This is a genomic window from Ochrobactrum sp. AN78, from assembly GCF_029909885.1.
In the GTDB taxonomy this organism is placed as follows: Bacteria; Pseudomonadota; Alphaproteobacteria; order Rhizobiales; family Rhizobiaceae; genus Brucella; species Brucella quorumnocens.
On sequence record NZ_JASAMU010000007.1, the window covers coordinates 98,546 to 110,131 of the forward strand.

The window sequence follows — 11,586 nt, forward strand, 5'->3', positions numbered from 1 at the left end:
TCAGATGGCCAGGAACTGCACCGTTTAAGGACTTGAGGAAAAGCCAACAAACGAAACAAAAGAATCATTAGATTCAGGAATCTGCAAATTAATATCGAACACAACAAATAGTATAATATCGATTTTTTTTGTTTAAAATTGACTATTTATTTCATAAAGTCATCATATCTCCTATTCCGACTTAACGAAAACTGAACAAATATTGATCTATATTTATACATTGTGCGAGTTTGGTGGAAAAAATCGCCATGGACGTTGATATGAATTGAGAATTCCCATAAACTGAATTTCTAATAAGAAAAACAAATACATATACTTGCAATGCAAAACACCTTGAAAGGCGACTGATAATCGGCCCGCTTTAAGCATTCAGGAGGGACTATGTGTATTAAGTTTAGTATGATTGTAGGCGTTGTTTCGGTCGGGTTGTTGATACCCTCCGTCGTGAACGCACAGACGCCTTCAGCACAGTTCACAGTTCAGATAACGATCGCGGGTGCATGCCAGATCAACTCCGCAACGAATATGGATTTTGGCCTCCACGGAGTGCTAGCTACGAACAGCGATGCCACCAGCGTCATCACAGTTCAATGCACTAACACTACCCCTTTTAATATTGGCTTGAGTGCGGGTTCCGGCTCAAGCGCAACTGTCGCCAACCGTCTGATGACAGGAACCGGCGGCGCAACCGTTGCCTATTCTCTATATCAGACAGCCGCACGTGACACAGTTTGGGGCACCACGGTTGGAACCGACACTGTTTCAGGAACGGGCACAGGCGCGGCTCAACAGTATACTGTATATGGTCGCGCCCTCCCTCAGAACACGCCAGCCCCGGGCGTTTATACCGATACGGTTACTGCGACAATAACGTATTGAACGTAAAGGGAGAATTGCATGCGTATTCTCATACTCGCAGCGCTCGTCGTTGCTGGTCTGCATATTTCTTCTGCGCAATCAAACGCAGCATCATTGAGAGTGTCTCCGGTTCTTATAGACCTTAGTGCCCCAGCCGCTGCATCCAGCGTTCGGATCTGGAACGATGCAAAACGCCCCATCAACGTACAGGTTAGAATTTTCCGTTGGAGCCAAAGTAATGGCGTTGATAGCTATACTCCGGCCACAGATGTCGCAGTAAGTCCGCCGATCTCGCAACTGAAGCCTGGTGGCGAAAATATGGTTCGTGTCGTGCGAACATCCAAGCGTCCTGTCAAAGCAGAGGAAAGCTATCGCTTGATCGTGGATGAACTGCCAAGTTCTTCGCAGCAAAAGTCAGGGACTGTAAATCTCATCATCAGACATTCTATCCCCGTCTTCTTCTCGCCCGAGGACAACAGCGGCGCGGATGTGGCCTGGAACGTGCAGAAAAAATCCGGAGGCTATCAAGTCACTGTCAATAATCGCGGCGACAAGCGTATGCGCGTCTCCGATCTGGCTTTGCAAAGTAAAGGTGGAGCGCCAGTCGCACAACAGAAAGGGCTTGTGGGCTATGTTCTTGGGAAATCGAGTGTTTCCTGGTTCATCCCCGGTACACGCAATAATCGAGGTGGTGGCTCGCTGATGATCTCAGCACAAAGCGAAGCTGGCCCGATTAATGCGCAAGCGAACGTCAGGGGCGGTTGACCTTGCTGTTTTGACGATTGCTTGTCTGACGATCTTCTCAGCCTTTCCGAAGGCTGCAGCTCAAGATTTGCCACCCCCGTCGGCAGGAATAACTAGTCCTGACGATGAATTTCAAGAGCTGCAACTCGAAGTCTTCGTGAATGGTTCATCTTCGGAGTTGATTGCTGCCTTTCGTCAAACATCCGACGGGCTTCTGTTGATAGAGCCCGAGCAACTGAAAAATGTAGGCATCAAGCCTGCAAAGGAAGCGACAAGGGAGGATGGCTGGGTCGATATCGGCCGACTGCCCGGTGTGGTGGCAACCTATGATGAAGAAAACCAGACTGTAGGTTTCGATGCTGTGGAGGATAGCCGCGCGGCTCGTGTCATTGATGCGCAAGCCGATGAAACACCACAAGACACTGAAGAGGAGGAACCTGTCGTAACGAGCAATCTGGGAGGGTTGATCAATTATACGGTCTACGGCTCGACCGGCGGTCCGAAATGGGACGATTTGACTTCATTCCAAGGTGTTTCCAGCTTGCTCGAAGGGCGTCTGTTTGGTCCATATGGAGTACTGACTTCATCGCAGATTTTAAGTTCCTCGGATGCAGACAACTTTGGTTCAACGCGACTTGATACCCGGTGGTCCTATTCCGATCCGACCCGCCTGATGACATATAATGTTGGCGATATAATTTCTGGCGGCCTATCGTGGACGCGCCCAACTCGTTTGGGTGGCATACAAATACGCCGCAATTTCAACCTGCGCCCCGATCTGGTTACGATGCCGTTGCCAGAGCTTTCTGGTTCGGCTGCAGTACCTTCTACCGTCGATGTCTATGTCGATAACGCTCAACGCGCCTCGCGTTCGGTTCCGTCTGGACCGTTCTCGATCACCAATCTGCCGATAGTCACCGGCGCTGGCACAGCGCGTCTGGTGGTTCGCGATGCGCTTGGCAGAGAAACAGTGTCTGAGACACCCTTTTACGCATCGTCTAATCTTTTGGCTAAGGGACTTGCCGATTTTTCGGCTGAGATGGGCTTTGCCCGGCGCTATTATGGCGTTGAATCGAATAACTATGATGAGCGTCCGATAGGCTCCGCCACACTTCGCTATGGTCTGACGAATAACCTCACCCTCGAAGCCCATGCCGAAGGTGCCGAAAATTTCTACAATGCAGGCGCTGGCAGCGTCTTCAATATTGGCTCTTTCGGCGTTGGCTCCGTGGCGGCATCTAACAGCCGCTTTGGCGATGAGACTGGCTATCAAGTTGCAGCCAGTCTCGAAGCTGAGCTCTGGAACATCAAGTTTTTCGCAAGAACGCAGCGGACTTTCGGCGATTTTAACGACATGGCTTCTGTAACCGCCGACATCGCCAAATTCGGACTTCCTTCAACGATCTACAACGCAAAGCCCCCACGGTCGCTTGATCAAGCCTCCATTTCCCTGCCGCCCATACTTGAAAATCTCAATCTCAACTTCTCATATGCACAATTAGAAACGGCGAATTTCGAAACATCCCGCATTGTCAGCATGACTGCAACAAAGCCCATCGGACAGAAGGGCAATGTGTTTTTTTCAACCTTCACCGATCTTGAGCGCAAAGGTTCGTTTGGTGTTTTCGCTGGTCTGTCTTGGATGATGGATGGCAATATCACTGCATCCAGCGGCATCTCTTCTGATGATACAGGCACGAGTATCACCGCAGATATCATGAAATCCGAGCAGCCAGTTGTGGGCGGCACCGGATGGCGTATCCGCGGCTCTTATGGACAAAATGATATCGTTGCCGCCAGTGGCAGCTACCGCAGTTCAATCGGACGTATTGAGGCAGGCGTCGAAAAGTTCAATGATAATGTTCGCGGGACCGCACAATTTGAGGGCTCACTTATCGTGGCGGGTGGTGGCGCATTTCTCGCTAATCGTGTCGATGATGCCTTTAGCGTGGTGGATGTTGGCGCGCCTAATGTCGAAGTGTTTTATGAAAATCGCCCAATTGGCAAGACCAACACGCGCGGCAAGCTGCTTGTATCTGATCTTCGCTCTTATGAAAGCAACTCCATTTCCATTGATCCTTCAAACCTGCCGCTTGATGCAAGTGTAAGCACTACCCGCCAGATTGTACGCCCGGGTGATCGCAGTGGCGCGGTTGTCGATTTCAATGTCTTAGCCGAAACCAGGCCCGCATTGATAACCATTCGCACTGAAGTGGGTGACTATGTTGAAACAGGTGCCACAGCTCAGCTCAATGGTAGTGAAAATATGATCGTTGGCTATGACGGTCAGGTCTATGCTGAGAAGATTGCCGACAGGAATTTACTGATCATACAGCAATCAAACGGTGAAAGCTGCACCGTCACGTTCACCGCTCCTGCTCATACCCACGAACGCACAACGATACCTGATGCCATATGCCGGAAACACCAATGACAAAACATTTTTTAAGTTTCATCGCTGCAATCTTCTTGAGTCTCACCGGCGCGAGTTTGGCTATTGCTCAAACCTGCACTGCCAGCATTACAGACATGAATTTTGGTACGGTAAACCTTCAAGCGGGTGGGGCTATCGACACTACCGCAACACTCAGTGTTACCTGTTCAAGCTCTCTCAATCTTCAGTTGCTTATGCGGGTATGCCCTAATCTCGAGGCGGGTAGCGGGGGAAGCTCTGGCAGCACCCGCCTGATGACAAGCGGCGCTAATACTTTATCCTACCAGTTTTATCAGGACGCAAACCGCACAGTCCCATGGGGATCGTCAACAAACGCAACATTGGGCACCGTACAACCAATTGATGTAATAGCGCCTATTCTGGGACCAGGTACTGCAACCCGCACCATTTATGGTCGCATACTCGGTTCCCAAGCATCAAAACTCGCAGGAACCTATTTGTCAGTCTTTTCTGGTGGGCAGGCGCGCATAAATTACATTCGCTATCTCCTCCTACCACCTGACTGCTCGACAATCGCCGACAATCCGATCCAGCCAAGCTTCAACGTGCAGGCAATTGTCAACCGCAGCTGCACGGTCTCGGCGAGCGCAGTCAATTTTGGCACCCACAGCGCGATGACCTCGAATATTGACGCTAATGGCACCCTAACAATCAACTGCACCTTGGGTCTGCCATACAGCATTTCGCTAAATGGTGGCCTCAGTAATACTCAACCGACCCAACGCCGAATGACACTGGGCACAACCGCGATTATTTACGGGCTTTATTCCAACAGCACACGCACCGTCCCATGGGGCAATACGGCCGGTCAGATTGTGTCCAGAACCGGCACTGGATCAATAGAAAATGTACCGGTTTATGGCCGTGTTGCACCACAACCCACTCCCGCTTCAGGCACCTATACGGATACAGTTGTCGTAACCATCAATTACTAGAACTCGTTAAAAAAGCCCGACCTAAAAAGATCGGGCCAAGTTTCACGACGGATGGAGATAGAAGTATTATCAGTCGCGCTTATGCTCCTCGTGTTTGTGTCCCTCATGACTATGACCAGCTTCGTCCGCATGGACCTTACCGGAGCCGCCAACTGCAACAATGTTAAAAGGCTTGCCAGCGACTTCGATATCGCCCGCTTTTTCAAATGAAACCGCATTGACGAGATGCAGCTGACCTTTCAGCGGATCACTCACAACGACATTGTCGCCTGCAACTGCAATACGCGGACGCGGATCGCTCCAGTGACCGTCCATCGAATACGGCTCGGTCAACTTGATCGACTTGACGATTTCACCCTTTAGAACATCGAGCTGATGAAGCTGGCCGTCTTCAGTAAAGACATAGGCGAATTTCGGCCGCACTGGATCAACGGCAAAATGCACTCGTCTCGTCGGAAGCTGCACCAAACGGAAGCCACCATCCGCTTCTGAAGGATCGACCAGAACAACACGATCCGGGCCATAATTGCCGATGAAATACTGCAGCCCTTTGCCACCGATTAGAGTGGAAGAACTACCTTCTGGCAAAGATTTTCCGTAAGGAAGATGCTTAATAACAGGCTTGTCGCCGTCCTGCGTGATGAGCAGCAAGCCTGTATCGCAGGCAAGCGCATAAATGCTGCCTGATCCCGCAGAACCATGCAGGCCGGGGCATGCAACATCGTCGCCAAACTTATTGCCCTTGAAGTCAACGATGCGCGCGCCTATTGGCCGTTTGGAGGCGTCGTCCGGGTTTGGAATCGTCACGACTGCATAATTATCAAAGGGAACAGCGACGCCGTGATGTGCTGCCACAACATTGGCTGTCTTCACGTCGGACTTCCCGTCAAGCGCGGCTTTTTCAGTGATGAACCGCGCCGCATCTTCACCATCAAACCATTGTGCGATATTGCCTTGACGTTCGACAAAGTGTGCGGGCTTTGCACCGGTCCATTCTACATTGAGAATTTTGGAGTCATCAACATCAATATCAGCATGATCGCCATGGTCATGAAATGAAATGCCGGAAGAAATGGCCGACACTGCGCCAGCAGAGCCCTGCACTGCAAACACGGTCTTTCCACTTTCACTACGATAAAGCGATGCAGGTCCCTTGATCTTGAAAGTGTCGAGCTTATCGCCATCAAGAGCGTCGATGACATTGACGACTGGCTCTGCATGATCCGACACAAATAACCGCCATGCGGTCACATTGTCTTCATCTGCCAATGCACTTCCGCCTGTCATGCAAACGGCCATAGCAAGGGCCGAAGCAGTCAGCATCAATCTTTTCATCATACTCTCCTATTAATGATATTACATAACATTCAAAGTCACAGCGGCAGTGATATGCACCGCGCTTAGTGGGGGGCGACAGCAGCGCGGATGGTTTCAGTATTGTGGCGCATCATGTCGATATAAGAGGCGGCAGGGCCATCAGCCGCAGACAGCGCATCGGAATACAGAACACCGCCAAGCTTGAGCCCAGATTCAGACGCGATCTGCTGGACAAGCCGCGCATCGGCAATATTTTCGGCGAAAACAGCTGCAGCACGGTTTTCCTTGATATCGCGTACGACGCCAGCGACATCAGCAGCAGATGCTTCAGATTCCGTTGAAACGCCCTGAGGTGACAAAAACTTCACGCCGTAGGCATTTTCAAAATAGCGAAATGCATTATGGGCGACGACCACGACGCGCCGATCCTGCGGAATGGATGCAATCGTGCTTCTTATATCAGCGTCGAGCTTGTCCAATTGCTGCTGATAGATAGCCGCGTTCTGCTTGTATGCGTCGCATCCCTTCGTATCGGCTTTGCAGAAAGCCGATACGATATTCTGTACATACACCTTCGCATTCCCAACAGATTGCCAGGCATGGGGATCAAACGGCGCTTCATGGAACACTGCTTTGGTGCCGTAATAGTGGTAATGACCGCCATGCGGGTCGCGCAAAATCCCGGCCCCCTCAGTCGCCTCGACAATCTCGGCCTCGGTCCCACTAGCTTCGACAAGCCGGGACAAGAAGCCTTCCAATTGCAGACCATTCACCAGAACAACATCAGCTTTCGCCATTGCGATTGCGTCCGATGGTTTCGGTTCGTAGACATGTGCGTCGCCATTTGGGCCGACCAGCGTGCGCAATGTAATTCTATCGCCACCCACTTTCTGCGCCATGTCACCCAATATGGAAAAACTGGCAATGACATCGAGCTTTTGTTCTGCCGCACCTGCGTGCGAACTGACAGCCAATGTTGCGGCACTCAATGCAAGGGCAAGTTTAAATTGCCTCATCATTTCAATAAGTCCTTCTGATTGTTAGGCAACTTTATGAGATCTTCTAGGTCTGCGTGTCACAAACACACCGCGCGTTCCCGCGAGTACCGAGATGAAATAAATCGCTCCCGCAGAGAGAATAATGGCCGGTCCTGACGGCAACGACAGGTGATAGGACAACAACAAGCCTGACAGCGAGGAGCCAAGACCAAACACCGTTGCCAGAACGCACATGGTTTCAACACGGTTTGTCCAGAAGCGCGCAGATGTGGCAGGCAGGATCATCAACCCCACGGACAAAAGCGTGCCAAGCGCCTGAAAACCAGCAACGAGGTTAAGGACCACAAGGCCAAGGAAGATGAAATGCACCGGCGAACCGAGCTTCGACACCGAACGCAGAAATAGGGGATCAAGACATTCGGTAATCAGCGCACGCCAAAATACTGCCAGCGTTACCAATGTGAGAATTGTGGTGAGCCCGATCAGGAATAGCGCATCATTGTTGAGCGCCAGAACGGTTCCGAACAACACATGCATCAGATCAACACTCGATCCTCGCATTGAGACCAGCAGCACACCAATTGCCAGTGATATCAGATAGAAAGCGGCCATTGAGGCGTCTTCTTTCTGGATCGTCAGACGTGAGACTGCGCCTGCGCCCAGAGCCACCACTATGCCTGCAAGCATTCCACCAATGGTCATTGGAATGATTTCAAGCCCATAAAACAGGAACCCGGCAGCCGCGCCCGGCAGAATGGCATGGGACATGGCATCACCAGTCAGGCTCATGCGACGCAGCATCAGAAATACCCCTACAGGGCAGGCACTGATCGAAAGGAAGATCGCCCCCAACAACGCCCTTTGCATGAAAGCAAATTCGGCAAATGGGGCGACAAAGAATTGATGCAGATCCATCATCATGCTGCATCCTTACCGAATGCTGGCAAAATTGCAGATGGATGCTGAAGACTATGTCCCGTCTCGCACCAGGGCGCAGCTTCATCCCAAGCTTCATGGAAGTGCCGAGCACGTGCCAGATTCTCGGATGTGAGCACATTATTAACGCTGCCCCAGGCAACCGCACGACGCGCCAGCAACAATGCTTCCGGAAAGTGTTCCCTGACGAGATCAAGATCGTGCGCAACAACCATCACTGTGCGCTTCTCGCCGTGCCAGTCCTTGATAAGTCCAATCAGGTCGACAACGGTCTTCTCATCCACCGCATTGAACGGTTCATCAAGCAGGATCAGATTTGCATTCTGAACAATCACGCGCGCAAATAATGTGCGCTGGAGTTGTCCGCCCGACAGGCTATCGAGGGGACGCTTCTCAAAATCTTCCAACCCAACGGCTATGAGGGCATCAGTCAGCGTTTGCCGATCACCGGCATTGTGCCGACCCAACAATCCACGTCTTGGCCACAGCCCCAAGCCGACAAGATCAATGACACGCGCTGGAAAAGAATGGTCCAGTTCCGATTGCTGGGGCAAGTAGGCGAGGCTTTGCGTCTTATTCGCAATGCATGCACCCGACATAGGGCGCAAAATTCCCGCAATGCCTTTCATCAATGTCGATTTGCCCGAACCATTTAAACCAACAACCGCCGTCAGCGAGCCGGCGCGAACAGCACCACTGAGATGATGGACCGCCGGATGGCTGTGATAGCCAAGCGTCAGGTCACGAAAAGTCAGACATGCATCAGTCATAGATTCCAGCGCTTTTATTGATCGAAATTGATCGGGAAATCATCTCCGTATGTAATGTTATTACATTAAATAATGGTACCGCAAGAGATAATATGAGAAATCCCGTCCTAAATATTCGATCGGGCGTGAAACCCACGCTTTTCGATTAAATTTCAGCAAAAACCTTCAGTTTCTCACATTATTTTCTGGTGCTTCGGCATCAGAAATGGATAATATGAAACCAATTCTTTAACTTGCATTTTGGTCAAGATACCGAAATGTTCCGGCCAGACCTGCTAGTAAAATCCAACCTAAAGCCAATTCAGACAAACTCGGAGTGGGGTTTGGACCGTATCGTTGAAGCCTATCAGATTTGTTCTGAACAGGATTGCGCAGATGAGCCGTCAATGGACTGGCCGTATGTTTGCGCAATGGATTTGCTCAAGCATCCGCTCAATACTGGCATTTCCAATTATCTTGATTTTGTCGGCAATGCATCCAACTCAGACCGCGCATGGATAATTGAATACGGCCAAGACCTACTTCGCTTTCGCAATACATATGAATGGTGCCAAGGCGGAACGACTTCCTTCCTTGAAGAATTGCAGGAAGCCCCAACGACGCTTATCGGCTGGCTGCATCGGTACTTGATTGCGGGAAAAGCCGTAGCGGTAAACAATGTGCATAGCTTGCCTCGCGCTGCTCGTGCGATACAGGTCGAGTTCGTCCGTCAGGGCAATAAAAGCATCCTGAGCATCCCGATGTTTTACGGTGAACGGTTGCGTGGTATCATCGGTTTCGACACAACGCGCGAATATCACCAGTGGTCCGGTGCCGAAATCAAAGCGATGTTTCAATGCGCCAACCTGATTGCTCAAGCCCAATATGGCAGCAACAACAATCATATAACCATCAACCCAGAAGAAGAGACTGAACCGGTCGTTTATCTGCGCAAACGCGGCGTCGTACGAGGCGTAGTACCCGAGACAATCGTCGGTGTGCGTTCAGCAGGAAATTATAGCGAGATCTGGCTGAATGACGGCTCGATGCTGCTTGATTCACGGCCGCTCGGCATCTGGATAAGCATTTTACCGGAAAGTTATTTTTTCCGCGTCCATCGTACAGCGTTCGTGAATGCTTTGCATGTTTCCGATGTGGATCGAAGCAAGCCGGACAAATGGCTTATTAAGATGCGCGCCATACAGCAGTCCTGGCCGGTTTCCCGCGTCTATCGCAAACCCTTGCGCGAAAGATTGGGTGTGTAAGACAGTCCAACTTCCCGCAAGCCAAACCCCATGTTCATTCATCCAACCGGCTGGTTGATTCATCCTTCTGTTATTGCTCAGTGTAAGGCTTGTTCTCAATGCTCTCGGCAACATAACAATCGCGCCAAATCAAGCACTGAGGGATCAACATGCGTTCGAGCCATTCGCCTGAATATCGCCCCACAAATTTCATCTGCGCCTTGTTGATAGCCAGCAGTCTGCCTTTGGTGATGGCGCAACAAGCAAGCGCAGAAGATCTGGCTTTAAAAGATGCTGTCTCCATGACCGGCATGGCATTGTTCCTGAGTTCTGGTGCGCCAGCCCTGACAATTGCCGTCGTCCGTGGTGATGAAAGTGTCGTGCAGGGCTTTGGAGAAACAGTGCCCGGTAACGACACCGAACCGAACAGCAAATCAATTTTCCGCCTCGGCTCGATCTCCAAGGTCTTTGCAACCGATGTCCTCACCTCTCTGGCGGCGGAAGGCATAGTGAACCTGACAGATCCGCTTGAACGCTATGCGCCTGACGGTGTTAGCGTTAAGCAAACAGGCAGACCGATTAGCCTTCTCGATCTGGCAACCCATTCGGCAGGCCTACCACGCGAACTTCCCGATCCCAATGTGAAACCGTCGGACAATCCCTTCAATGCCTTTGATCGCGATTATTACTGGAAGTGGATCGGATCAAACGTTCCAGCCTATGCGCCCGGCACCACCACGCTTTATTCAAACTTCGGTTACGGACTGATGGGCGATGCGCTTGCCAAGGCCGGCAAAAGCAGCTTTGCCGAGCTCTTAAAGAGCCGTGTATTTGAACCTGCCGGGATGAACGATACTACCACGACACTGAGCGATGAGCAGAAAAAACGACTGATGACCGGGTTTGATCCATTCGACAAGAACGACCCGAATAATGTCGTTCCAGACATTATGTACGCCAGTGCCGGCGTGTATTCGACGGCCGACGACATGGTGAAGTGGATGCAATGGCATCTCACTCCAACGGCCTCAACACAAGAAGCACATACCCTGGATCATACGATGTGGCTTCCCTATGACGGCCTTGAGCGTATCGTCGGCACAGAAGTAACGGGGGGTGAAGGCATGGGATTGGGCTGGGTTATAACCATGCCGCGCAACGGCGTTCCAATGCTTCTTGGCAAAAGCGGCGGCCTTGGTGGTTTTATGACCTATGTGGTTCTCTCACCCAATCGCAAGCTTGGAATCTTCGTCGTCGCCAACCGCGTAAATTTCGGAATGTTCAATGACATTCGGGCGAGCGTTCATGAACTTGCTGCAGAGCTTGGGCCACGATAGCCCAAGCTTTCAT

General features: G+C 51.1%; 10 protein-coding genes. 6 read left to right on the forward strand and 4 right to left on the reverse strand.

The annotated features are described in order from the left end of the window. The first annotated feature begins 381 nt into the window (after positions 1 to 381). From QBD00_RS14640 to QBD00_RS14655, 4 genes are read left to right on the forward strand one after another with little or no spacing between them, the layout of a single operon-like run. Positions 382 to 879 (forward strand): spore coat U domain-containing protein, encoded by a 498-nt coding sequence (locus tag QBD00_RS14640; RefSeq protein WP_264231422.1) that lies wholly within the window; start codon positions 382 to 384, stop codon positions 877 to 879. 18 nt (positions 880 to 897) lie between these two features. Beyond that, entirely contained in the window at positions 898 to 1,623 is a 726-nt protein-coding gene (locus QBD00_RS14645; protein WP_264231423.1) for a molecular chaperone, read from the forward strand. Further along, positions 1,595 to 4,036: a fimbria/pilus outer membrane usher protein gene (locus QBD00_RS14650; RefSeq protein WP_318579864.1), complete on the forward strand. Its 2,442-nt coding sequence runs from the start codon at positions 1,595 to 1,597 to the stop codon at positions 4,034 to 4,036. Before QBD00_RS14645 ends, QBD00_RS14650 begins: the two co-directional genes overlap by 29 nt. Beyond that, complete coding sequence (locus tag QBD00_RS14655) at positions 4,033 to 4,992, forward strand: spore coat protein U domain-containing protein (RefSeq protein WP_264231425.1); 960 nt, start codon at positions 4,033 to 4,035, stop codon at positions 4,990 to 4,992. The genes QBD00_RS14650 and QBD00_RS14655 overlap by 4 nt, the downstream gene beginning before the upstream one ends. 69 nt (positions 4,993 to 5,061) lie before the next feature. Here the strand turns inward: QBD00_RS14655 and aztD are convergent, their stop codons facing one another. The 4 genes from aztD to aztA form a co-directional block, all read right to left on the reverse strand. Beyond that, positions 5,062 to 6,327 (reverse strand): zinc metallochaperone AztD, encoded by a 1,266-nt coding sequence (gene aztD / locus QBD00_RS14660; RefSeq protein ID WP_264231533.1) that lies wholly within the window; start codon positions 6,325 to 6,327, stop codon positions 5,062 to 5,064. 65 nt (positions 6,328 to 6,392) lie between these two features. After that, entirely contained in the window at positions 6,393 to 7,328 is a 936-nt protein-coding gene (gene aztC, locus QBD00_RS14665) for a zinc ABC transporter substrate-binding protein AztC (protein ID WP_318579865.1), read from the reverse strand. A 21-nt stretch (positions 7,329 to 7,349) separates the two neighbouring features. After that, positions 7,350 to 8,222, reverse strand: coding sequence for a zinc ABC transporter permease AztB (aztB, locus tag QBD00_RS14670; protein ID WP_264231534.1), 873 nt, complete (start codon positions 8,220 to 8,222; stop codon positions 7,350 to 7,352). 2 nt (positions 8,223 to 8,224) lie between these two features. After that, on the reverse strand, positions 8,225 to 9,013 hold the full coding sequence (aztA, locus tag QBD00_RS14675) for a zinc ABC transporter ATP-binding protein AztA (RefSeq protein ID WP_318579866.1): 789 nt from the start codon (positions 9,011 to 9,013) through the stop codon (positions 8,225 to 8,227). A gap of 323 nt (positions 9,014 to 9,336) precedes the next feature. On the opposite strand from aztA, the gene QBD00_RS14680 reads away from it, so the two are divergent. Both QBD00_RS14680 and ampH read left to right on the forward strand, forming a co-directional pair. Continuing rightward, on the forward strand, positions 9,337 to 10,257 hold the full coding sequence (locus QBD00_RS14680; protein WP_264231428.1) for a GAF domain-containing DNA-binding protein: 921 nt from the start codon (positions 9,337 to 9,339) through the stop codon (positions 10,255 to 10,257). A gap of 149 nt (positions 10,258 to 10,406) precedes the next feature. Next, positions 10,407 to 11,573, forward strand: coding sequence for a D-alanyl-D-alanine-carboxypeptidase/endopeptidase AmpH (gene ampH / locus QBD00_RS14685; RefSeq protein ID WP_318579867.1), 1,167 nt, complete (start codon positions 10,407 to 10,409; stop codon positions 11,571 to 11,573). Positions 11,574 to 11,586: the final 13 nt, after the last annotated feature.